The following is a 23,395-nucleotide window of genomic DNA, read 5'->3' on the forward strand; positions in this document are numbered from 1 at the left end:
TAAATAAAGATTTCCAAAAATGTATCGGCCTATTTACTGGGTCGATACATTTTCATTTCTGACAAAGCATAACGATGAAAAATAATAAGATTCTAATTCTATTTTTGCTTTTGGCTGCCATGAGTAGCTGCGTAGATTCTGCCGAGAAGATCACTCAGCCGGACGTTTCCAATGACCGTAAAGAAATGCTGACTTTCTGGATAGAGGAATTGATTCTTCCTTCTTACGCTGAGTTTGACAAGGATTTGCAGGCAATGGTGATCAGTGCAGAAGAATTCACCACCAATCCCACTGAGGCTAGCCTATCGGCTTTTCGAACCTCCTGGACTGAAGCTTATATTTCTTGGCAAAATGTAGAAATGTATGAAGTAGGACCTGCTGAGAAATACACCCTGAGAAGTTTCTATAATATCTATCCTGCGGATGTAGCCGGAATTCAAAGCAACATCAATTCAGGTACTGCCAATCTAAATTTGCCCTCCGCTTATGCCCAGCAAGGATTTCCAGCATTGGATTTTCTTTTGAATGGAGTGGCAGCTCAAGATGAAAATATCCTTGCCTATTATCAAGACTCAGAAAAAGGGGCGCAGAGACTTTCTTATGTAAATGTGCTTGTTTCCAGAATGAATACCCTGTTAGATCAGGTCATTTCTGATTGGAATGGAACTGCAAAAGCGGATTTTATCAGTCGAACTGGTTTGGATATAGGTTCATCCACTGCCTCTCTGGTGAATGCCTATGTGCTTTATTATGAGAGACATGTGAGAAGCGGGAAATTTGGTATTCCTTCAGGAGCAACGATTGCCAGTGCAGGTACTACCAACCCTAAAAAAGTAGAAGCTTATTATAAAGGAGACATTTCCGGGAAATTAGCTAAGACCGCTCAGCTAGCTTTCAGCAATTTTTTCAATGGAATTGCAAATGGAAAACAAGGACCATCCTTGAAGTCCTATTTGAATTCAATTGATGCAAAAGATCCTAGCACTGGAAAATTACTATCGGAATACATCAATGAGCAATTATCACTTATTGATAATCTTGTTAACGGTTTATCAGATGATTATACCTATCAAATAGAAACTGATAATGATGCCATGGTTAAGGTGTATCAGGAGATGCAAAAAGCTGTGAGAATTCTTAAGGTTGACATGACTTCAGCCATGAGCATCACCATCACTTACACAGATAATGATGGTGACTGATCTGAAAACATCATTTTCATCCTATTTAAACCAGACATCATCTGCTGCAGCCTTGGCTGTTTTCAGGATGATGTTTGGTGTTTTGATGATGATCAGTATGTTACGCTTTTGGTACAAGGGCTGGATTTTTCAGCTATACATTGAACCAAAGCATCATTTCACTTTTTATGGTTTCGAATGGATAAAGCCATTAGGACCCTATACCTACCTACTTTTTATCGTGGCGATGCTATCCGCATTGTTTATCTGCATTGGCCTATTTTACAGAGGAGCGAGCATTCTGTTTTTCCTTAGCTTCACCTACATAGAGCTGATGGATAAAACCACCTATTTAAACCATTACTATTTCATCTCACTTCTCAGTTTTCTCCTGATTTTCTTGCCAGCAAATGCCTATTTCTCTGTGGATGCCTGGAGAAAACCCAGTATAAACTCAGACAAAATTCCAAGCTGGTGCACTGATTCCATCAGATTGCTAGTAGTTATCCTGTATTTCTACGCCGGGCTAGCCAAGCTGAACTCTGACTGGTTATTCCATGCCTTGCCTATGAAAATATGGCTACCGGCAAAAAATGATATTCCGCTTATTGGAGGATTATTCAACGAACTGTGGGTGGCGTACCTGTTCAGTTGGATCGCTTGCCTATATGATTTGAGTATAGCTTTTCTCTTGCTCTATAAGCCTACCCGTAAACTGGCTTTCCTTTCAGTGGTTACTTTCCACTTGCTTACCTCGCTACTCTTTCCGATTGGGATGTTCCCTTACATCATGATAGGGACGGCAATGATCTTCTTCTCTACTGGATTTCACCAAGCCCTGATCGGGAAAATAGCTGCAATTCTCACCATTAGCCATTCCTTTCTTACACCTGTTCGAACCTATAGTTTTTCGAAGGTCCAGCAAAATCTTGCAACAGGTGGACTGCTTATTTTCTTCTCCTTTCAGCTTCTTTTCCCCTTTAGATACCTGCTATATCCGGGTGAGTTGTTCTGGACGGAGGAAGGTTATAGATTTTCCTGGCGTGTTATGCTTATGGAAAAAATGGGGGCAGCCTCATTTATTGTAAAGGATGAGTTGGGGAAAATCATTGAGGTGGATAACGAGGAGTTCCTGACTCCACAGCAGGAGAAAATGATGGCAACACAGCCGGATATGATGCTACAGTATGCCCATATTCTCAAAGAACATTATGAAATAGCGGGTTTTAAAAACCCTGAAATCTATGCGGACACCTACGTCTCTCTGAACGGAAGAATAGGAAAAGCACTGATTGACCCAACCGTTGACCTGTCAAAGGAAAAAGAATCATTTCGCCCTAAACATTGGATATTACCATTTCAAGATGAAATTAAAGGTTTATAATACCCTGATATTAAGCTTGTTTCCGCTGATCCTTATGGCTCAGCACAAACTAAGCGGAACTGTCAAGTCGTCTGAGGATCAGAGCATCATTGCACAATGCACGGTCTACTTGAATGATGGATCCAAACTGGTAGAGGTAAATAAGAAAGGAGAATTCAGTTTCGAAAAACTTCTAGATGGAGCCTATACAGTACATTTCACCAGTGAATCCTTCCAGTATAAAAATATACAGGTGCTTATCTCAGGTAAAGATCAAACCCTGCAAGTCCTTCTCATGCCCCAAAGCCAAGACTTAGCCGAAACGGTAGTGACAGATTCAGGATCGGATTTTGGGCTTGTCCGAATGCAGGCAGTGGATAATATGGGCCTATATGAAGCTAAAAAGTCCGAAGTGATTCTAACCGAGAATTTGACAGCAAACCTATCTACCAATAATGCCAGACAGGCTTATTCCAAAGTAGCTGGCTTGAATATCTGGGAAAATGATGGGGCAGGACTTCAGCTCAGCATAGGAGGCAGGGGCTTGGATCCCAATCGCTCTTCCAACTTCAACACCCGACAGAACGGATACGATATCAGCGCCGATGCCTTGGGCTATCCTGAGAGTTATTATACTCCTCCTTTGGAAGGTGTAGGGAAAATTCAAATCGTCCGTGGAGCGGCTTCCTTGCAGTATGGAACTCAATTCGGTGGGCTTATTAACTTCCAGATGAAGCGCCCGGTGGAAGATAAAAAGTTTGAACTTACAGCCAGACAGACCCTGGGCTCCTTTGGATTCTACAATACCTTTACCAGCGTCAGTGGCACTGCAGGCAAACTCAGTTACTACTCCTTTTTTCAATACAAAAAAGGGGAGGGCTGGAGACCGAATTCTCAATTTGAGAGCTATAATTTTTACTCAAACATCAATTACCAGTTATCTGAGAAAACCAGTGTGGGAGTGGATTTCACCAAGATGTCTTACCTCGCCCAGCAGCCGGGTGGATTTACCGATGAGATGTACCTGCAGGATCCCCGACAAAGCAACAGGGAGAGAAACTGGTTTAAGGTGGATTGGAATCTTTATGCCCTGCATTTGGACCATAAATTCAATAAAAGTAATTCCATTAATCTTAGAGTTTTCGGCTTGAATGCCAACCGCTATTCTGTGGGCTTTCGTCCCAACCGTGTAGCAACTATAGACGACAACTCGGAAAGAGATTTGATAAAAGGGGATTTCGAAAACTGGGGAGCAGAACTTCGTTATTTGAAAAGATACACGATAGGGAATATTCAATCGATAGGACTTGCGGGCATCAGGTATTACCATGGGTATAACCATAGCAGTCAGGGCTTTGGTAGCACAGGGTCAGATGCTGATTTTGACTATGTGCCTGGGGAAAATAAGTTGCTGAATGATTACGAGTTTCCTAATAGAAATACCTCCCTTTTTATGGAAAACATCTTTTTCATCAATGAGCAGTTTTCCATTACTCCGGGGGTAAGATTTGAGTACATCAAAACCTCATCTGAGGGATACTATGCTACGGAATTTAAAGATCTTGCCGGCAATATTTTGGATAGGACGGTCACTGAGGAGTCCAGGTCAAATACCAGAAGTTTCCTGATAGGAGGGCTAGGTTTCAGCTACAAGCCTACGCAGCAGGTAGAACTTTATTCTAATATTTCCCAAAATTACAGATCCATTACCTTCAGTGATATGCGGATATCTAATCCCTCCGCGACCATAGATCCCAACTTGCAGGATGAAAAAGGCTATTCTTTGGATTTGGGAATTCGCTCAGATCAGGGGAAAATCCTCAATTACGACCTGAGCTTTTTCTACCTGAATTACAACAACAGAATTGGGGAAGTGCAGTATTACAACGAAAGCAATAGAGTGCTTAGACAGAGAACCAATATAGGGCAAGCCATCCTCAAGGGCCTAGAAAGTTATGTGGAGTGGAATTATATCAACATTTTTCTTCCTGAAAATAAGCTTTGGAAAGGGTCTGTTTTCACCAATATTGCCCTTATTAACTCCCAGTATAAACTGAGCGAGGTGCCTGGAATCACAGGCAATCAAGTGGAGTTTGTACCCAAACTCAACTTCAAAAGTGGTGTAGCATTGGGTTACGATAAGTTCAAATCCTCCCTTCAATACAGCTTCCTTAGTGATCAATTCAGTGATGCCACCAATGCCACTGAAGGCGGTGTTTCGGCAGTAGTAGGCTTGATTCCAGCATACCATATTCTGGATTTGAGTTTGTCTTATGAATTCCAAAAATTCAAGCTGGAAGGTTCCGTAAACAATTTGACAAATACCATCTATTTCACCCGAAGAGCTACTGGATATCCAGGGCCCGGAATTCTGCCATCCGACGGTAGAGGCGTGTATTTGACGCTTCAGTTTAAATTATAATTAGCTTTTAGTAAGTGGCTCTATAAGCTTATTGAAATAATATTTTCCAGACGATTGCAAATTGTAGAAAGGGTTCTCTGCTCTCAATGCCTTGATAGTTGTAAGGAATCTTATGGTTAATGGTCCTTTACAAATTCTTAAACACCAATTAAACAGCGGCTTTAAGGTTATTCTCTCTAATTGAAATGTAGATTAGAGTGAGATAAATGAGCTAATAATATTAATTAGAAAAGAGCTTACTACTAGAGATCCATTATGTGAACAAAGCAAGTATTGAAATCGGTTTTTACTTGGAAATTGCTTTGGCATATTAATAAGGGTACCTTTATGACGATATGAAACAGGCAATGACTCATGGATTTTATTGTGATTTCGCTCCAAAGCGGATTGTCAATCCATTGATGTCATTTCTTTTGGATGATATTTTTTTAATGGATTCTAAAGAATTTGTGATTTAATCCCAGCTAGACTCAGGGCTGGGAAATTTTTAAGATACTCTCTCAATCACATCTATCTGTTCTTCGTTTTTCAAAATCTCTATCATTACAGAGGTCTTCTGATATTGTCTGAGTTGGGCAATTTGATCAGCCAAGAATAACATTTCCATTTATTATGCAAGAACCAATAATGGTTACTACAAGTATTTACGACTTTATAAAAGATCGTATTCGTCGCAAACGTGTCACGCCTGCAGAAGAGCAGCTTCTGACAGCCGAATTACAGACTGCAAAACAGGTAGTTAGCAGAGAGCTGCCCGAAAATGTCGTGAAAGTTGGAAGCCGTGTTTCAATCAAGGATCACACTTTGGGAATTGAAAAAGAATATCACTTTGTGGGGATGGGCAAGTCCAAGCCTAGCAAAGGTAGATATGCAATAGACTCAAGTATTGCATTGGCAACTTTAGGAAGAAAAGAAGGCAATGTCATTGATTGGACTTTTGATGATTCTATGCGGAAAATCGAGATCCTTAGCGTAAAGAATACAGTGTAATATATTAAAAATGAGCGCAGAAAAGCGCTCATTTTTTTTGGCTCTATGTGAAATCGCGTGGGTAATCGAATTCTTGTTTCAATGCAATAAAGTAAACCATGTTGATGAAGTTATTAATTTACCGTTATCCAAGAGATTTTTATTTGCGAATTGAATGTTTGAATTGATCTAGAATTTCAATGTTTAGATTGTCCGAGTAATTTACGAACCAAACCTTTGTGCATTCAGGGTTTTTGCAGCCTTGATAAATGGGTTAATTTCTGATTTTTCTACCAAGACACGCCAGTAGGGTATTATGCCCATGTTTCCTTTTAAATCCTGACTGTTTAAAATTCAGTAAATAGCTTCTTGAGTTTTTGCAACTCTTTGATTCACGGCTCTCGCCAATGGCGTCTTTATGCCATCACCTACGATGCTTGATAAAGCATAAATTATCATTCTCACATGTAGATATGATCTTTTTTTGAGCTAGTCCCATAAATTTAAGAATAGATATGTGGAATTTAATCCGCTAAGTGACCTTTTCCTATCCAATATAAAATTAGGGTCCTAAGGAGCTATAAGTAAACATCCATTATATCTGCGGCTATTGTCATAGTCATTTCAGATTCAATTAGTAACATACTGAAGGCTTCAAAAAACAACTTTGAGCAACTCCTTGAATGTGCCGATTGTACATTGACTGTCTAGGTCTTGCTTTCATAAGTCTGAACCTTTCCTCTTAATAAAATAGAGAAATTCACGAAATTTAATCACCATTAATAAATTGAAAATTTTATTTGGACAATTTCCAATATTTCTATTTCAATTTGAAATTTTAACACTCGGTGTGAAATCAGTTGGCATGCATGTTGAAACTTTTCAATTGTATGACAGACCTTAAAAACCAAAATTTAAAAGCAAGCATATCTAGCAAGCACAATTTATTTTCCACATTAGAAGCAGGTTCGCCTCACTCATTCTCATTACTTTCTGATGAAGGTTTCTCATCTAATAATAGAATTTACAATGATAGATTTGTCCTATCAAAAGGACAGGATTCACCACTATTAAATGCCTTATTTTCATTTTCTGGAACATTTACGTTGGAAGAAACGAAAATCCAACGAAATTTTCGAAGTCATGATAATGGAGATAATGATTTGAAATTTGACATTGTGGATGGAGCATGCGAGTCATCGGATGGTCATGCTCTTTCGATTGGTGCAGGTTTGGCGTTAGATAGTAAAAATGGAGATTACGGAAATAAAATCTATGTTTTACTAAGTGGTGATGAGTTGGAGAAGGGTCTAGTTTGGGAGGCAGCTAATTTCGCGAGCTACCACAAATTGGGCAACCTAATTGCCATAATGGATATAAATCACATTTCAGGAAGGACGGCATCGATGTATGGTTTTCATTCTGAAGATTATGAGAAAAGATTTAGAGCCTTTGGATTTGAAGCGTTCACTATTGATGAAGATCTAAATGATATCGACACTGCATTTTATATAGCTCATCAAAGTAGAACCAAGCCAATTGCTATAATCGTCAATGACTTAAGAGGCAACGGAATTTCAAGGATTAAAAATAAAGACTCAGTCCATGGAAAATCTTCAGGTGCTGATCAGCTTTGGAAGGCACTTGTAGAATTGGATTTAATGTAACGACTAACAACATAGAATTGAAAGCTGCGATATATGTTAAAATTTCAGATTTTTTTGAATCTGGCAACACTAAGTATTTAGAATATTTGATTTTCAATAAATAAAAAGGAAGCATGTGCCGAGTGTTTTCCTAGTGTAACTAGTTAAGTTTTTTAGAAACTTTACATCTTTTTTCCTGAAGATCACTCATGATTTATTTAATTTCTATTCGAAATAAATGCTTTCATATTTTCGTAAGTAAAATATGAAAGCATATTGGATAATAATAAAAGCACCACTATAACAATTAAAAGAGGGGACATTTTTCAGATGTTCTCTTGTTAACGTGCGCAAAGTGTAGAGTAAAATTCCCACAGTGGAAATATATTGTGGGATTGTTGTAGATCTAAGTCTTTGAAAGTTATATATGGCAGTATAAAAAGCTGTTAGAATAATTTGCACAACTATTGCATCGGTTTTTTGTAACTAACGGATAAAAATAATGGTCTACTCTGATACGATTCCTCAAATTTCAACACTCGGAAGATTTATAAATTTCATCGCTAATCCAGCAACTTTTGTGAATTCCATTTCCGACAACCGAATGTTTTCTTATTATCCACATAAAAAAGATGATGAACTGGTAACTCCTGAAGATTTTCCTGTGCCAGATGGGGACGAAATCAATCCAAATAAGGATGTTCCTAAAGAGGAAGAGTATCTACCCGATGAGCAAGAAGTACCGATTGAAGAACCTATAAAGGAAATTGAAGAAGATCCCTATTTTCCAAGAAGGGAAGATGGTCTACCACCTGCACAGGAAGAGGAGTTTCCTAAAACTGATCCGGATTGATGTGAGTTAAGACTAGTAGGATATTGAGAAAAAATTATTTCTCTTGCTGTGAAACATATAGCTTATATGATAAGGAAATTACCGAAATTAATAGTACTTGTAGCAGATCACAATAGCTGTAAATTATCTTATTAAGCGGATTAATAATACCATAGAACTTGCATTATATTCTACATAATGAGAATAATAATTCTTATAATTTAATGCGTAATTTACATATTTGTTATGTACGTAAGATAATCATAGCATGTCTTAAAACTGGCAGCTTATTTGATTTAAAATTTATATAATAAATCCATGTAATTTTCAATAATCAAATTTTAATTAAAATAATCTACCATGAAAAATAATAATCAAGCTGCTGAAATTTTAAATGATTTGGTGCAGATCAATAATGACCGAATTGAAGGTTATGAAAAAGCTATTCATAACTTAAAGAGCGAAGATCAGGATTTGAAAACTTTATTCGTTTCAATGATTGATGAGAGTAGAAAGTGTAAGATGGCCCTTTCTAATGAATTAAATGTTTTTAAAAGTAAAACAGAAGATAGCTCAACTACGAGTGGCAAACTATATAGAGCTTGGATGGATGTAAAAGCTGCTTTTACAGGACATGATAGAAAAAGCGTCTTAGAGAATTGTGAGTTTGGAGAAGATGCCGCGCAAAAGGCATATAATGATGCTGCTAAAGACGAGGATTTGCCAGCTCATCTTAAGACTTTGATTCTTGAGCAAAAAAGTACTTTAAGAAAATCTCATGACAAAATTAAGCAATTAAGAGATCAGCAAGCTTAATATATATATTGTTATTTAGTTCAATAATTTATAATCCCGGCACATAGCCGGGATTATTTTTTTATATGCCGTTCATGTCTTTCAACTAGATTGTGAAAGTTTAGGAAGAAGGTTTAAATTGCCAGCCATTTGCAGATAGGAAGGATGTCCACATCGAGGTAGAATTCGAATGAAGATCTCTGCAAAATTCTGCCCTGAAGCACCGCTACGCTAGGCTCAAAACTTGCTAAGCAAAAATTATACAGCTCTATCTATGAGTCATTGTGGTGAAATAATAATTTTTTATTTGAGAAGATTGGAGCATGATAGTCCTACTCCTGATTATTTAATTTGACGAAGCTATTAGTAAAACATTTATAATTGCTGATTTTCTGAAATCTCAATAATTTTATTAACTATTTTTTCGGAGGAAACTTCGCAAAAATCCAATCCAGAGTAGTCAGGATTTAAACCAGAAATAAATGGTACGGCCATTATATACAATCTCGGATTAGCTACACCATATTGATTTAATGGTTGAAAATGATCATTAATTAGGACCCCAGGTAAACGATGCGAAAAATTTCCTAAAGCATCTTTTTGAACATCTTTATTTCCATTATCAATTTCTTTTTGAGCAGCTTTTTGATCTGCAAAATTTAAAAACGCTGGACTAAGTGTGTTTTTATTAATTAAGCCCTCAAAAGGTAATTGTTTAAAGTAGAATGGTTTTTGACCTACTGCGTCTATAAAAATATTGTAATGTTTTTGTTCTTCCTGTTTCTTTTCATTTCGATAGGAATAGATACATCCCCCAAGTTCTGCGGGTTCTACAGAACTGTCCTTATCTACATTGACTACTTCTAGTAAGCCTGCTTTGTGCAGTGCTAACATTTCCCTAGCAGAACTCTGGGGCACAAAAGCTATTATAAGAGCTATCAATGGGCTAACTGATCTCTTAAATCTCAGCATATCTTCTGCTGAAAAATGCTTGATAGCATAGTTTATCACATAGCTCAAGTCCGTAAGGGTTTCTTTCCAGGGAATAGATTCGTGCGCATGAATAGAACGCTCAGCCTCTTGATACTCGTCTAAAAATAACTTAAATGCATCTAGTTTTCGCCGTTTCTCCATCATAAAATCCATAAATTCTTCGATGGATTTCCCTTTAGAAATGAGGTAAAGCTCAGGCTGCTTTGCCTTCAGAATCTTTTTGAAGTATACTTCAAACAAATAATCAAGAGGAATAAAGCCCTTGTTTTTATTTTTGATATCCGTGATTTCTTCTTCAGAGATAAGATGTGTAGGATCTGGTTGGCTTTCTTCTAAATGAATTCGTATTCCAGGTAGCAATCCTCCCAATGAGAACAACTTAATTTTGAATCCTTTACTTTCCTCATTTAAGTGATAGGTGTAAAAGTCATCTTGGTCGTGCGTAAAATTCCCATTAGCTCTAGCTAAGGTACGAACAGCATCTACGGCAGTTAACGAAGCCCCGCGAATAGCCACTTCAAAATCAATTTGTAATGTTAATTTTTCTGGTGGATACGGGGAGTCAAACCAACCTTTGAGTTTCTTTTCTCTTTCCTGAGGAAATGAATGACCCGTACAGATTATTACCTTGTCAAAAGTAAACTTTTTGCCAGCCTGTAACATGACACTCACTTTTTCAGTGTTTTCATTATCGATCACATCGACCACAAGGGAATTGAAATGAACTTCAGTATGGATACCACTTTTTTTTGCCTCTTCTAAAAGTAAATCAAATTGTCCAGCAAGATATTCTCCAAATAATAAACGGGGTAACACTTTATATTCATTCAGACTAACCTCATCCATGTCGAACCTCTGCAGAATTTCAGCTTCAGCATGGGATAGCCATTCTTTTACATTGGTTCTGATTTCTGGTATCTCATTGTCAGATACATTGGTAATGTGCTCAGTCGAAGCCCCAAATTTACTATAGGGTAATCCCGCACCTAACTTATCGTTCGCTTCGAAAATATGAACGTTATATTGCTTTAGATTGGCTTCCAGTATTCTTTTAAACATAAAAAGTGAAGCAGGTCCTCCACCAATTAAAGCAATTGTTAGCATAATATAGAGTTTGAATTTTGTATTAAACTTGATAGTTAAAAGAATGTTTTAATCAAGTTGATTGAGGAATGGACCCACTTAAAATGTGTAAATCTGATCCGCAATTGGCTGTAGATGTTACCCTCAAAAAAACATCTCGGTCATTTTCTGTACGTGGATCCTCTACATTATCTACTTGAATCTTACCTGGCTTGTGAAAAACTGCTGCCTTCACAATCTTTGGAATTTATATTTAAAGAGTTCAATAGAAAAATATAGTAGGCCTTAATAATTGCATAGCATTATAAAAGAGGGAGGCTGCCTTGTAAGTTACTTTTAAGGCAGCCTCATTTTAGTTATTCAGAAGCAGCTTCTTCGTTAATTTCAGATTCGGCTAGTTTGGATAACGAAACATCGGTTTTTTTCTCTTCTGCTAAAGTTTGAGACAGAATTTCTGCGATATCATCCATCCCCATCTTTTTTGCAAAAGCAGCCAATGTTCCATATGATGCTATTTCATAATGCTCTACTTTTTGACTTGCGATAATGATACCTGCATCCCTGACCATAGTATCGGGATCAGTATCATCGAGAATGCTTTCTGCTTCTTTTAGCAAGCCTTCCATAGCATCACATTTTTTAGCAGTAGCTTTCATTCCAAGGATTTCAAACACATCTTCAATACGTTTGACATGTTCCTTTGTCTCCTCTAAATGCTTTTCAATAGCTTTGATAAGTTTTGGTGAAGTTGCGCCTTTTACCATTTTAGGTAATGCTTTCACTAAATGTTTTTCTGCCCAATAAATGTCTTTTAATTCATCAACGAACAGTTTTTTGAATTTTGAGTCTTTCGACTTTTGCTTAGTTGCCATAGTTAGGAATTTATTTGTAGTTAAATATTCACAAAATTATTTTTCAAATCTTGAGCCTAATTAGCTTAACTCTAAAAAGGTTCTTAAGCGAGTTTAGAACTAGGTAATGAGAAATAATTGGCTTATGAAGTCCTGAATCCTTATCTCTAAATGTTGAAATAATTCAACGGGATGAGAATTTTTGTCACACCATTGTTTACGTATAATCTATTAATTATTAGCTACTGATACAGGGGCGGTAGGTAAAGTTCGGAATGATAAATGATTATACTTTCTCTTAACCAAAATGACGCTTTTATGGACAATCTTTTTTATTCAAGCTGGGAAAGCACGATTCAAACAATAATTCTTACAGTCCTAGGATATATAGCTATCGTATTAATCCTGAGGGTTTCAGGAAAAAGGACTTTATCAAAAATGAATGCTTTTGACTTCGTTGTAACAGTAGCATTAGGATCTTGTCTTGCATCAATCTCATTGAATAAAAATGTTAGCCTGCTAGATGGTGTTTTGTCCTTCTCAATATTTATTTTTTTACAGTTCATATTTTCATATTTATCAGTTCACTTAAGTGGATTTAGAACTTTAATTACAAGCAAACCCACTATTATATTTCATGAGGGATCGTTCTTGGAGAAAGAAATGAAGAAGGAGCGTATTACCAAAGAAGAAATTTTAAATGCGGGAAGAGCAAATGGTTTGTCAGATCTAGATGATGTTTATTTAATCATTTTTGAAACGACTGGTAATCTTTCAATAATTGAAAAAAGACCTACTGGATCTACAACAACCATCCCATCAGATCAATGCTCATTATAGAATAAAATTTAAATTTTGGCTCTAAGACTATTGAAGTTTTTAAGTAATCATAAACCTGCAATGAATGTTAGAGTTTTATTCAATGTCTCAGGTTTCAATTAAATTTTCTATCAGATAAGAATTAAAAAATAGTATGATCGTAACTAAAAATCCTGGCGGGTGGAACATATTTTTCCACAGATCTCATGCATTACTTGCTTTCAAAATAGGTTTTAAAATGAGTGAATCGCTTTGGCCACTTCCTGAATATAGATTGGATGGGTTGTCTGCGATAACTGATCATGATAATGGTCAGCCGAAGTGGAATAAAAGTGATAATCTCACCAAGGCAGGTGCTCCTCTTGATTTTCGGCAACCTTCACCTATGCATCTGAAATATGTAAAATCTCTGATCAGTGAATGCTTGCACAAATCTGCCTTTATGACTTTAATGGTCTCGATGCATTGCTGCAGTATTTACAAAAATCAAAGTAGCAAAGAGGTCGTAAAATTTCTACGTGAGTTAGAAGAACTAAGCGAAACAATAGGTAAGCACCTGAATTTAAAAAAGGAAGATATAAATGAATGCTATAGAATCGTGAGATTTTGCGATGAGCTTTCTTTAACACTTTGTCAAGGAGATTTGCCCAAAATGGGAAGAAAAATTCAGGTGGAACCACTACCTGGAATGGAGGAAAACTTTATCAGTAAAGATGAGGATGGGATTATTACTCTTGATAACTGGTGCTTTGATCAATCAGAATTCAAACTTTCCGCTGAATTTTACACGGCTAAGAAGCTAAAATACATTTCAGATCATGAGTTAATTTCAGAAATTCCATTGGGTAAACCAATGTTTGAGGAATTTTATTTCAAGAAGTTATAATGACTCTTATTTCTACCTGTTTAAGTACCTAGACTTGTTTTGTTGTCTGATGAGGAACAAAATAATCTAATGCTATTAAAGATGCCGAACTTTCATCGAGTGGTCGCAAACACTTATCTTACATTAAAGACTGTCATTTTTGGAGGATGATTCTTCTAGCTTACCTTGCCCTGAATATTGTCGAATATAGCGACTAATCCCCAACCAATATATAACTGTCGATCAAACAATATCTCAAAGCTATTATGAGTATCAAAAATTAAAGTGAATTCCAGAAATTCCGAATTAAAAGAGCTCAATATCTAAAGTGAACCTGTTAAAACTGAAGGTTTAAAAAGATCTGACGAATAATAGTAAGCTAAGATTTTTTAAATGGATATAATTTAATTTTTATCCATTTTTTCCACGCAAATAAATATTAAAGTTTCTACTGTAATTTAGATTGGATCTGTTTATAGGTTACTCATCTCTGGCTTTTTCATTAAGTTTTGTTTACTACACCTTACATCAATGTTGACCAAAAGAAGAACTCTATTAGATTTTAAAATTTTTTGAAACAGGTAGTTTTAAGGATAGATGATATTTTATCCTATATGATTTATTATTATATGATTATCCGCAATCTTGCCAGTAACCATTTATTCTTTGCTCATCAGGCTGAAAGACCGTAGACAGGTGACCGAAGTGGCCTAAAATTTAGAGTAGAGCTTATTCCGTATTGCTTGAGTCTCCTTACTGGTAGAATTGCGGATATACATATATTATTAATTACAAATGAAAACCATTTAGCTCTTATAATTAAGAACAGTTTTTAAATTAGTCTTTCTTCTTTTTTTTGTTTGGATCGGGCTCAATAAATTCTTCTTTAGGAGCCTCATCTGGCACATCACGTTTTTTATTGATTGTTCCAAAGGGAGTTACTTTGATGTCCTCTTTATCTTTGGGAATTCTTCTGGATTTATCTTCCGGTTTAGCTTTCATATTTATGATTTTAGGGATGGTGAATATGAGATAAGAATTAGTAGATAGTTTCCCAAGATTAGAGCCAACAGTAATGACTACTGATTACTTTTTCTTCACTTAACTCAAACCATATTACCGCAGTAAAATTTTTAAATAAAGATTCATCTATTTGATTTCATTTTCAGGAAGAGAAGTAGGCTTAAACTAACTATATCTACAAGATGCGGGTAGTTATTTATTTAGAATATTTATCAGACAAATAAAAATATTCCTTCATTGAAAAATTAAATTCAGTTCCATCTTACCATGTTAGTTCGTTTTCGAGTAAAAATTTCCACATGAGGGGGAAAGAATTCTTTAGCATCAATCAGTTTTCAGTAAAAAAAATGTCTTAGTTAAATGCGAAAAATGCAGTATAATTCAACAGCATATTATGTTCAAGCTTGTAGTTTGATTTCAGGCAAATCTTCTAGCAGATTATGCAGATATCCCATCCCCGTAGCAACCAATTTATATCCTCCCAATTCAGTAAATACAACTTTAACATTGATTTCATTACGATCTTCTAAGATGTAAAACTCCCATAAACCTGCATTTATACCATTTATTGCTTCATGGGCAGGAATAGTCCAACGATCGCCTGTGTTATTAATTCCTCCCAGCTGAAGAATATTGAAGAAACTGTTTTGATCAGTATCTCTGATAATAAAATAGATGCGATATCGAGCCATAAGCGGAACTATTGGTTAAGACATAGAGATAAAATCCAAACTATAGTAACATAAGCAGGGACTTCTAATCTGATTGACAATTCAAATTAGAAGCCTAATTTTACTATAAATATTCTTTTCTGTCTGTTAGAAAAGTTTAAGTGGCAGGTGAAAGAATTTTGCATCCACATAGACTAACTCTACAACTATGACCTTTTCCACGATATAGCATTTATCTGTATTCTATCTACAGAATACCAGTAAGTGAGAGTTAGCTAATTGCAACTTTTAAATAACATTAGCCTTGGTCTTTGATGTCAAGAAATATTTCTTTCAGTTTTGAAACTTTATTGATTTGAGTTTTGAAGTATTCTAAAAATTAAATCCTAATATTCCTCATCAAGTTTGAAATCTAAATCTTTCTAGCTTCCATAGATTATATATGAAATAATATTGGCAAAAAAGCCCCTCAGAATACCCACCCAATTCACGATTTTTTTTGAAAACTTCTATATGATTTAGAGAAGCATAAGATGTCATTGCATCATGAGATTCCCGCATGCTAAAAGTGGATTTCATTAATTGATTTTAATTCCTTATTCCGATTGAACTATTAGCACCAGATGCTTGATCTATTTGAGAGGGTGTATGATGACAAAATCTCAGGTGAAATTTCAGTATTATCCTAAGCTCTTATCATCAAAACAATTGGGACGATTGACATGATCTTTTCTGTTTGGTAAGGAAAATTATCCTCCCCCCGAGTCCTTGAACTTTGGATGAATTAATAGAAATAGTATATGCTTCGGTTTTCCTACATCTGAACCCAAATACTCCCGAATTAATCCAGTAGAACTTAATAGGAATGGCACCTCAGTTTAGGTCTACGATTCCCCTCTATGCGAAAATTAAAATGGAAGGTTTTCCTCAACTAATATTTTGAAAAGGAATATTACTTTTAATTAACAAGTAAATATCAGGGACTTTAATAATCATTTTTAATCTGTTTGAATATCAAAAAATGTATAAGACCATTTTTAATGCAAATTTAGTTAAGCTTTTAATTTTTTAAATTGTCTATCATGAAGCTCTTTTTTACAGCGCAAAACGATGATACTCAACAGCTTTATTGCCAACCTAATTTAACCTAAAGATTTCTGTCTTTCGAACATTTTTCTGATTTAATTAATTGAAAATCTAAAACCTTTTATGAATCTCATATGAGGTTTTTTCATTTTGGAAGACTGGAGCTAATAGGTAGGAATTTATGGTATCTGAGTTGTATTCCGCAGCATATAGTACTGTGGTACTCAACCATAAATTAAAAAAATAAATCCAATCTATATGGAAACCAACTATTATGATATGATTGTCTTTTGCCATTTACGATGGCAATTTGTTTATCAGCGTCCACAACATCTTATAAGTAGAATGTCAAACCTCTACAAGGTTTTACTTGTCGAGGAGCCTATTGGTTTTGCTGAGGGACAGGAATTCACCGCAGTTTTTTCGGAAGTGAATCCTCATCTGCACATTCTTCAACCTCGTGTAAGTCGAATGGAAGATATCGGACAGGTGTTGCAAGCTTACGTGTCTAATGAGACAGTGCCTTATGGCTGGTTTTATTCCGCATCCTTCAGTACTATTTTAAATAGCAGAAAGTTTGAAACAGTCATTTATGATTGTATGGATGAATTAACTCTTTTTAAAGGGGCACCTCAATCTCTAATTAACCAAGAAAACTTCCTGCTACAAAAGGCAGATATTGTTTTTACAGGTGGCAAATCATTGTTTGAATCGAAGCAAAAATTGCATAGTAATGTATTTTGCTTTCCAAGTTCAGTGGATGAAAACCATTTTGCAAAAGCATTGAATGGTATATCTATACCTGAAGACATAAGAACTATTGAAGGCCCTATAGTTGGATATTTTGGAGTAATTGATGAGCGGATTGATCTAGATTTAATTCGACTAACTGCAGAAACTCTTCCCGAAATCTCCTTTGTAATGATTGGCCCCTTGGCAAAAATTGACGAAAACGATTTACCCCACTTGCCAAACATTCACTATCTAGGGATGAAATCATACGATGTACTTCCAGCATATCTCAAAGCCTTTGATATTGCTATGATGCCTTTTGCTCTAAATGATGCAACGAAATATATATCCCCTACCAAAACCTTGGAATATATGGCTGCAGGAAAACCTATAATTTCTACACGCATCAAGGACGTAGAACGTGACTATACTCATTGCGTGAGAATTGTAGACAATGTGGACGATTTTTGTGAAGCTATTTTAAATAATCTATCTGTAAGTTTTGATGGGGAAGGTGCCTATCAAGAAATCCTGGCTAATACGTCATGGGATGCTACTGCAAACAAAATGCAAAACATATTAAAAGAAACTGTCTTATGAAACATGTAGATATTTTAATTATTGGTGCAGGAATTTCCGGTTCTGTTTTGGCTGAACGATATGCATCAGCAGGGAAGAAAGTTCTCATTATTGAAAAGAGGAGTCATATTGCCGGAAACTGTTTCGACCATTATGATGAAAATGGAATTTTAGTGTCAAAATACGGTGCACATTTATTTCATACTAATGATGAAGAAGTATGGCAATACGTTAATCGATTTACTGCTTGGTATCCATGGGAGCATAAAGTAATAGCCCGGGTGGAGAATAAGACGGTTCCCATACCCGTAAATATCACCACAGTTAATACTTTATTTGAAGAAAACATTGAGACAGAGGATGAAATGAGAGCATGGCTTGATGCTAATAAAATTCATTTTGAAAGCCCTAGTAATGGAGAGGAGGCAGTTTTAACCCGAGTTGGTCCGGTGTTATATGATAAAATGTTTAAACACTATACAAAGAAACAGTGGGATAAATATCCAATAGAGCTAGACGCATCCGTTCTAAACAGAATTCCTGTTAGGCACAATTACGATGATCGATATTTTTCTGATAATTATCAAGCCTTGCCCGAGGGTGGATATACCCTCCTATTTCAGAAGATTTTAGATCATCCTAATATTGAGATTCTTCTTAATACCGATTATTTTGATGTGAAGGAGAATTACGTAGGCTATGAGAAATTATTCTATACTGGGCCTGTGGATAGGTTCTTTGATTTTAAGCATTCTCTCGATGAAAAATTGGAATACCGCTCCATAAATTTTGTCAAGGAAACTGTTGATGCAGAATTTTTTCAGGAGAATTCAGTTGTCAATTATCCAGGACTAGATGTTCCCTATACTCGAATAGTGGAGTATAAACATTTTGGAAACCAACAGTCCAAAAAAACAACTATTGTCAAAGAGTTTACTGTAGATGAAGGTGATCCCTACTATCCTGTGCCCAATTCGCGGAACCAGGAAATCTATGCAAAATATAAAATTGAAGCTGATAAATTATCAGATGTATACTTTGTAGGCAGGCTTGCTAATTATAAGTATTTTAATATGGATCAGGCATTTAAGAATGCGCTTGATTTGTATCATTCATTAGAAATGGAATGCGTGAGTAAATTTGAAAGTGATGTAATATGAGTCCATTTAAAACTTACTTTATGGGTGGATTTGAGTGTGCAGACCATATCAATCGAAGCGGAGAGCGCGTTAATTTAAATCAAGAGACTCAACATGACATTCGGGTAGAGGAAGATTATAAGCTTCTTAAGGACATGGGTATTTCTGTTGTGAGAGAGGGGATTTGTTGGAGTTTTGTCGAATCAACCCCCAATAAATATGATTTCCACGAAGTACTCAATAGAATGGAGATTGCAGAAAGAATGGGGATACAGCAGATCTGGGATTTAATTCATTTTGGATATCCGGATGATCTTTACCCAACCCATCCAAAGTTTGTTGAAAGATTTGTTCAACTGTGCCGGGAGTTTGCCAGATTCTATTTGAGTTACTCAAAGCAGCCTTTATATGTTGTTCCCATTAATGAGATAAGCTTTTTGTCTTGGCATTCTGGAGATGTACGGGGAACAGTTCCATTTGCTGTGAATAGTGGGTGGGACATAAAATACCACTTGTGCAAAGCTGCTATATTGGGTATTCAAGCACTCAAAGAAACTGATCCGACGTGTAGAATAATTCTCGTTGAACCTTTAGTTGAGATACATAATAATGGTGTTGTAGATGAAAACCACTTGGTAGAACTAAATCAACATCAATTTCAGGCGATGGATATCATAGCAGGTCGTATGTGTCCTGAACTTGGCGGGAAGGAAGATTACTTAGATATCTTGGGATTTAACTATTACTGGAATTGTCAATGGGAGGCATTTGGTGAATCACTTGATTGGCCTGATGTCCAACAAATACGGATGCCTCTTAGAGACATGCTGTCTGCGGCCTATTTTCGCTATAAAAAGCCTTTTTTCTTGTCTGAAACTGGGCATATCGGAAGCGGGAGAGTTGAGTGGCTGGAGGAAGTAACTTTGGAGTGCATTGCTCTGCAAGAATTTGGGCTCCCGTTCTTAGGTATATGTATTTATCCTGTGACTGATCGACCAAACTGGGATGATTTAACTAGTTACAGTAACTGCGGCATTTATGATTTGGATGAATATAGGAACCGCATACCCGAAAATGAGGTGATCAATAGTATCAAAAAACTTCAGAATTTAGTTGAATCACTCATTCACACAGGCTAAAATCATTCAAGAAATAATTTTAATTTGACAACTAATTAGTAGTAGATGATTTTGAAGTCATTAGTGGCAAAAATCAATGAAGTTGACTCACTGCTGACAATTTAAATTAAGTCCTGCTCTTTTTACCAAATGAATATGGTTTTTTCTCTCTGCATTAATTCATTTGCCAATCTTATTTCAATGCGCTAAGAATTAAACTCTGAAGTTTGGAAGAAAGAAAAGCTCCAATATTGTATAAAATCCTAAAAATAAAACCAAATCGCTACTGATTTCGCTATAAATTTAAAAAAAAACCCCCTCTGAGGCTAGTTTAAGGTTGAATTTTTAGAATGACGTTGCTTAGGCGTAATTTGCAATTACGACTTTCTATCCATACAAATTTGTAATTTGCTACTTTCGAAAACCTTCATTTTTATGGGAGAGGCCTACCAAATCAGAGATCAAGAAATGCCTTATTTTTTAACCTTCCAAGTGGTTGGTTGGGTAGATGTTTTTACCAGGAAAATCTATCGAGATTTGATTTTAGAGAACCTTTCGTATTGCCGATTAGAAAAGGGATTGTACTTATATGGTTATGTGATTATGAGCAATCATAATCATTTGGTGGTTCAGCAGAAGGACGGGAAGCTTTCCGACTGGGTGCGTGATTTTAAAAAGTTTACGAGTAAGAAGTTGTTAAAAATGATTTTAGAGAATCCGCAAGAAAGCAGGCGAGAGTGGCTAAAGATGATTTTTGAGTATCATGCAGCGTTTACTAAGCGATCAGGTAATTTACAGTTTTGGACTCATGAAAATCATGCGATAGATTTGTATCGACCTGAAATTATCGAGAGTCGTATGAAGTACATTCATGAGAATCCCATTAGGGCGGGCTGGGTTGAAAATGCAGAAGAATACCTATATGCCAGCGCAAGAAATTACTCAGGACTAAAGGGTTTAATTGAAGTAGATTATTGGTGAAAAGAGTGTCTCGACCAATTGCATCCCGACAGCTGTACGGAATGGTAAGAATATGAAGGTGGAATTGCTCCCGACAATTGTCGCGGATTCCACCCAGCGCTCAATTGAACTTCCAATGTATTGAGAAGGTACTACGACCAGGAGGGGTAAAGTTTCCAGGTATAATTCTATTGGCATTTTAAGACATAAGGAATTACAAGGGTTTGCACTTCAAACAAGTGTTGGGAATTATTCATTAAGTAATTCAATTTCTTATAGTATTGGAAGCCTTTTCTTTAATGATGTCACTGGTTATTCTTTTTCGTCAGGACCAAGTATTAATTTTCCAATTAAAACAAGTTTTAGTGTCGGTATAGGTTATAGTTTCAATTTAACTCAAATGTTCAAATAAAATGAAAAAGTTCTATTTGTTGATAATATCGTCTGTTTTCATTTTTTCTTCTTGTACCTATTGTGATAAATTGAATGAACAAACAAATAAAACATTTACTGGAGTAGTGTTTGATAAAAATGAGTATGAGTGGGATAGGGGAATTAGAGTTCTTACCATTATAAATGAAGGAAAATCAAAATTGAAGTACTATTTTCCGAAAGATTACGAACTAGATAATTCATGGAGAGCTATTTCTGTAGGTGACTCAGTATATATAAAAGAAAACACTAAAACATTTTATGTTCTTAGATTAGGTTCTTTAGTCGATAAGTTTGAGATGAATTTTGACTGTTTAGATTAATGGGATAGAGTGTTAAAAGCTCCGATTGGAAGCGTGATTTTAAAAAGTTTACGAGTAAGAAGTTGTTAAAAATGATTTTAGAGAATCCGCAAGAAAGCAGGCGAGAGTGGTTGAGGATGATTTTTGAGTATCATGCAGTGTTTACTAAGCGATCGGGTAATTTACAATTTTGGACTCATGAAAATCATGCAATAGAATTGTATCGACCTGAAATTATCGAGAGTCGTATGAAGTACATTCATGAGAATCCCATAAGAGCGGGCTGGGTTGAAAATGCAGAAGAATACCTATATTCCAGCGCAAGAAATTACTCAGGACTAAAGGGTTTAATTGAAGTAGATTATTGGTGAAAAGAGTGTTTTAGTCAATTATAAATTGGTAAGGATAGTAGGGTGGAATTGCTCCCGACAATTGTCGCGGATTCCACCCAGCGTCCACCTGGACTTCGAATGTATTGAGAAGGTACTACCACCAGGAGGGGGTAGAAAGACTGGTTTTGATGTTTAGGGACCTCAATTGATATACCTAGCAAAGGAATAAAACATTGGCCTTGGCATCAAATTGACAAATGGCATAGAGGAGTTAAATGATATTACTTATGGAAGAAAGAAAAATAGTATTAGAGTTGATCCATAATGTTCTAAATGGTGAATTAAATTCATTAAATGAGTTATATCTCAGGTGGCCTGAAACGTTGATCGATAATGAGTTTTATGAAAGTATTTATAATGATATAGAAAGCGTTGTAGAACACAGTATAGTGAAAAACAAAGAAAAAGGAATAAAAGAAAAGCTATTTTTGGAATCCATTGACTATAGAAATTTAATTATTGATTATAAAATTTTGAATTTAGAAATAAATATAACCCTTTTGATAAATTTGAGAAATGAATTTCGCAAAAGGAGTAGTTTATCATTAGAAGGTCTTGATAAAGAATTATTTCAATATTGCACGTCTATAAATTGAATTTTTGAGAATTAAAGTATTTTAAAATTGATTTGGATATAAGAATTGGTTTGCATTACTTATCAAATCGGTTATGATTTTGGGTATGGGTCTGAAAAAGCTTTAGAAATAGCAGTAACAAGAGGAGTTTACACGGGTTCTGGTGTAGGGATAGGTAGTTTGAGGATGTTGTCTAATACTTCAATGAGAGGTACAACTTTGTTTAAGGCTGGCAAGAATTTTAGGATTGATTTGGATATGAGAAATGGCTTACATTACCAAAGAAGAGGGCCAGGAGGCATTGGAAGACATAGACAATGGCAGGTGAAACCTGGCGATCAAGGTGTTTTTGGAAAAGATTTTAACAAGACAATTATGAATCAATTTATTGTGGAGCTAAGGTCTTTGTTACAAAAAACGTTGGGCTGGTCAGAAGAATTTAGGAACGGTAACCGAGATTATTCCTTTGATGTTGATGATGATATTTATCAACTATCTAATAAGTACAACAAAGATTTTAAAAAAGGTGATCTGAATTTACTATACAATCTTTTAGACTTTTATAGT

At 35.8% G+C, this 23,395-nt stretch carries 21 protein-coding genes; 17 read left to right on the top strand and 4 right to left on the bottom strand.

The window, feature by feature from the left end; translation table 11 throughout:
* The first annotated feature begins 74 nt into the window (after nucleotides 1-74).
* The 7 genes from BVH02_RS16195 to BVH02_RS16225 all read left to right on the top strand — a co-directional run bounded on the left by BVH02_RS16195 (nucleotide 75) and on the right by BVH02_RS16225 (nucleotide 9,229).
* Nucleotides 75-1,202, top strand: a complete 1,128-nt coding sequence (locus BVH02_RS16195; protein ID WP_086502506.1) for an imelysin family protein — start codon at nucleotides 75-77, stop codon at nucleotides 1,200-1,202.
* The gene (locus tag BVH02_RS16200) at nucleotides 1,189-2,565 is read left to right on the top strand and encodes an HTTM domain-containing protein (RefSeq protein WP_223271879.1); all 1,377 of its coding nucleotides are present in this window, start codon (nucleotides 1,189-1,191) and stop codon (nucleotides 2,563-2,565) included. Before BVH02_RS16195 ends, BVH02_RS16200 begins: the two co-directional genes overlap by 14 nt.
* Complete coding sequence (locus BVH02_RS16205) at nucleotides 2,546-4,966, top strand: TonB-dependent receptor domain-containing protein (protein WP_086502507.1); 2,421 nt, start codon at nucleotides 2,546-2,548, stop codon at nucleotides 4,964-4,966. Before BVH02_RS16200 ends, BVH02_RS16205 begins: the two co-directional genes overlap by 20 nt.
* 612 nt (nucleotides 4,967-5,578) lie before the next feature.
* Nucleotides 5,579-5,956: a GreA/GreB family elongation factor gene (locus BVH02_RS16210; RefSeq protein WP_086502508.1), complete on the top strand. Its 378-nt coding sequence runs from the start codon at nucleotides 5,579-5,581 to the stop codon at nucleotides 5,954-5,956.
* An 869-nt stretch (nucleotides 5,957-6,825) separates the two neighbouring features.
* On the top strand, nucleotides 6,826-7,602 hold the full coding sequence (locus tag BVH02_RS16215; RefSeq protein WP_158093903.1) for a thiamine pyrophosphate-dependent enzyme: 777 nt from the start codon (nucleotides 6,826-6,828) through the stop codon (nucleotides 7,600-7,602).
* A gap of 481 nt (nucleotides 7,603-8,083) precedes the next feature.
* Nucleotides 8,084-8,434, top strand: a complete 351-nt coding sequence (locus BVH02_RS16220; protein WP_086502510.1) for a hypothetical protein — start codon at nucleotides 8,084-8,086, stop codon at nucleotides 8,432-8,434.
* Between the two features lie 339 nt (nucleotides 8,435-8,773).
* Entirely contained in the window at nucleotides 8,774-9,229 is a 456-nt protein-coding gene (locus tag BVH02_RS16225; protein WP_086502511.1) for a PA2169 family four-helix-bundle protein, read from the top strand.
* Between the two features lie 354 nt (nucleotides 9,230-9,583).
* Here BVH02_RS16225 and BVH02_RS16230 read toward each other — a convergent pair whose 3' ends face one another.
* Both BVH02_RS16230 and BVH02_RS16235 read right to left on the bottom strand, forming a co-directional pair.
* Nucleotides 9,584-11,305, bottom strand: a complete 1,722-nt coding sequence (locus tag BVH02_RS16230) for an FAD/NAD(P)-binding protein (RefSeq protein ID WP_086502512.1) — start codon at nucleotides 11,303-11,305, stop codon at nucleotides 9,584-9,586.
* Nucleotides 11,306-11,640: 335 nt separating this feature from the next.
* Nucleotides 11,641-12,156 (bottom strand): YciE/YciF ferroxidase family protein, encoded by a 516-nt coding sequence (locus tag BVH02_RS16235; protein WP_086502513.1) that lies wholly within the window; start codon nucleotides 12,154-12,156, stop codon nucleotides 11,641-11,643.
* A gap of 297 nt (nucleotides 12,157-12,453) precedes the next feature.
* On the opposite strand from BVH02_RS16235, the gene BVH02_RS16240 reads away from it, so the two are divergent.
* Both BVH02_RS16240 and BVH02_RS16245 read left to right on the top strand, forming a co-directional pair.
* Entirely contained in the window at nucleotides 12,454-12,975 is a 522-nt protein-coding gene (locus BVH02_RS16240; protein WP_086502514.1) for a DUF421 domain-containing protein, read from the top strand.
* Nucleotides 12,976-13,108: 133 nt separating this feature from the next.
* Complete coding sequence (locus tag BVH02_RS16245; RefSeq protein ID WP_086502515.1) at nucleotides 13,109-13,840, top strand: DUF3891 family protein; 732 nt, start codon at nucleotides 13,109-13,111, stop codon at nucleotides 13,838-13,840.
* 816 nt (nucleotides 13,841-14,656) lie between these two features.
* On the opposite strand, the gene BVH02_RS21455 is transcribed toward BVH02_RS16245, so the two are convergent.
* Both BVH02_RS21455 and BVH02_RS16250 read right to left on the bottom strand, forming a co-directional pair.
* Complete coding sequence (locus tag BVH02_RS21455; RefSeq protein ID WP_158093904.1) at nucleotides 14,657-14,821, bottom strand: hypothetical protein; 165 nt, start codon at nucleotides 14,819-14,821, stop codon at nucleotides 14,657-14,659.
* Between the two features lie 419 nt (nucleotides 14,822-15,240).
* Nucleotides 15,241-15,534, bottom strand: coding sequence for a hypothetical protein (locus BVH02_RS16250; protein WP_086502516.1), 294 nt, complete (start codon nucleotides 15,532-15,534; stop codon nucleotides 15,241-15,243).
* 1,323 nt (nucleotides 15,535-16,857) lie between these two features.
* On the opposite strand from BVH02_RS16250, the gene BVH02_RS16255 reads away from it, so the two are divergent.
* From BVH02_RS16255 to BVH02_RS16290, 8 genes are all read left to right on the top strand, one after another.
* Entirely contained in the window at nucleotides 16,858-17,931 is a 1,074-nt protein-coding gene (locus BVH02_RS16255) for a glycosyltransferase (protein WP_086502517.1), read from the top strand.
* Nucleotides 17,928-19,070 carry a UDP-galactopyranose mutase gene (gene glf, locus BVH02_RS16260; protein ID WP_086502518.1) on the top strand — a complete coding sequence of 381 codons (1,143 nt, stop codon included), beginning with the start codon at nucleotides 17,928-17,930 and terminating at the stop codon, nucleotides 19,068-19,070. The genes BVH02_RS16255 and glf overlap by 4 nt, the downstream gene beginning before the upstream one ends.
* Entirely contained in the window at nucleotides 19,067-20,188 is a 1,122-nt protein-coding gene (locus BVH02_RS16265) for a glycoside hydrolase family protein (RefSeq protein WP_086502519.1), read from the top strand. Before glf ends, BVH02_RS16265 begins: the two co-directional genes overlap by 4 nt.
* A gap of 414 nt (nucleotides 20,189-20,602) precedes the next feature.
* Entirely contained in the window at nucleotides 20,603-21,148 is a 546-nt protein-coding gene (locus tag BVH02_RS16270) for an REP-associated tyrosine transposase (protein WP_086502520.1), read from the top strand.
* Between the two features lie 461 nt (nucleotides 21,149-21,609).
* Nucleotides 21,610-21,882: a hypothetical protein gene (locus BVH02_RS16275; RefSeq protein ID WP_143244229.1), complete on the top strand. Its 273-nt coding sequence runs from the start codon at nucleotides 21,610-21,612 to the stop codon at nucleotides 21,880-21,882.
* Between the two features lie 71 nt (nucleotides 21,883-21,953).
* Complete coding sequence (locus tag BVH02_RS16280) at nucleotides 21,954-22,232, top strand: hypothetical protein (protein ID WP_191278348.1); 279 nt, start codon at nucleotides 21,954-21,956, stop codon at nucleotides 22,230-22,232.
* A gap of 248 nt (nucleotides 22,233-22,480) precedes the next feature.
* Nucleotides 22,481-22,849 carry a hypothetical protein gene (locus tag BVH02_RS16285; RefSeq protein ID WP_086502522.1) on the top strand — a complete coding sequence of 123 codons (369 nt, stop codon included), beginning with the start codon at nucleotides 22,481-22,483 and terminating at the stop codon, nucleotides 22,847-22,849.
* Nucleotides 22,850-22,894: 45 nt separating this feature from the next.
* Nucleotides 22,895-23,395, top strand: a 501-nt coding sequence (locus BVH02_RS16290) for a hypothetical protein (RefSeq protein WP_205635746.1), incomplete at its 3' end; no start/stop codon positions are given.

This window comes from Algoriphagus ratkowskyi (assembly GCF_002150505.1).
Lineage (GTDB): Bacteria > Bacteroidota > Bacteroidia > Cytophagales > Cyclobacteriaceae > Algoriphagus > Algoriphagus ratkowskyi.

Bases quoted from the DNA above. Each gene is read 5' to 3' on its own strand.
- BVH02_RS16235 (WP_086502513.1), bottom strand. From the start codon at position 12,156: ATGGCAACTAAGCAAAAGTCGAAAGACTCAAAATTCAAAAAACTGTTC.
- BVH02_RS21455 (WP_158093904.1), bottom strand. From the start codon at position 14,821: ATGAAAGCTAAACCGGAAGATAAATCCAGAAGAATTCCCAAAGATAAA.
- BVH02_RS16255 (WP_086502517.1), top strand. From the start codon at position 16,858: ATGGAAACCAACTATTATGATATGATTGTCTTTTGCCATTTACGATGG.
- BVH02_RS16200 (WP_223271879.1), top strand. From the start codon at position 1,189: ATGATGGTGACTGATCTGAAAACATCATTTTCATCCTATTTAAACCAG.
- BVH02_RS16210 (WP_086502508.1), top strand. From the start codon at position 5,579: ATGCAAGAACCAATAATGGTTACTACAAGTATTTACGACTTTATAAAA.
- BVH02_RS16270 (WP_086502520.1), top strand. From the start codon at position 20,603: ATGGGAGAGGCCTACCAAATCAGAGATCAAGAAATGCCTTATTTTTTA.
- BVH02_RS16245 (WP_086502515.1), top strand. From the start codon at position 13,109: ATGATCGTAACTAAAAATCCTGGCGGGTGGAACATATTTTTCCACAGA.
- BVH02_RS16215 (WP_158093903.1), top strand. From the start codon at position 6,826: ATGACAGACCTTAAAAACCAAAATTTAAAAGCAAGCATATCTAGCAAG.
- BVH02_RS16220 (WP_086502510.1), top strand. From the start codon at position 8,084: ATGGTCTACTCTGATACGATTCCTCAAATTTCAACACTCGGAAGATTT.
- BVH02_RS16195 (WP_086502506.1), top strand. From the start codon at position 75: ATGAAAAATAATAAGATTCTAATTCTATTTTTGCTTTTGGCTGCCATG.
- BVH02_RS16285 (WP_086502522.1), top strand. From the start codon at position 22,481: ATGGAAGAAAGAAAAATAGTATTAGAGTTGATCCATAATGTTCTAAAT.
- BVH02_RS16250 (WP_086502516.1), bottom strand. From the start codon at position 15,534: ATGGCTCGATATCGCATCTATTTTATTATCAGAGATACTGATCAAAAC.
- BVH02_RS16265 (WP_086502519.1), top strand. From the start codon at position 19,067: ATGAGTCCATTTAAAACTTACTTTATGGGTGGATTTGAGTGTGCAGAC.
- BVH02_RS16240 (WP_086502514.1), top strand. From the start codon at position 12,454: ATGGACAATCTTTTTTATTCAAGCTGGGAAAGCACGATTCAAACAATA.
- BVH02_RS16205 (WP_086502507.1), top strand. From the start codon at position 2,546: ATGAAATTAAAGGTTTATAATACCCTGATATTAAGCTTGTTTCCGCTG.
- BVH02_RS16280 (WP_191278348.1), top strand. From the start codon at position 21,954: ATGATTTTAGAGAATCCGCAAGAAAGCAGGCGAGAGTGGTTGAGGATG.
- glf (WP_086502518.1), top strand. From the start codon at position 17,928: ATGAAACATGTAGATATTTTAATTATTGGTGCAGGAATTTCCGGTTCT.
- BVH02_RS16230 (WP_086502512.1), bottom strand. From the start codon at position 11,305: ATGCTAACAATTGCTTTAATTGGTGGAGGACCTGCTTCACTTTTTATG.
- BVH02_RS16225 (WP_086502511.1), top strand. From the start codon at position 8,774: ATGAAAAATAATAATCAAGCTGCTGAAATTTTAAATGATTTGGTGCAG.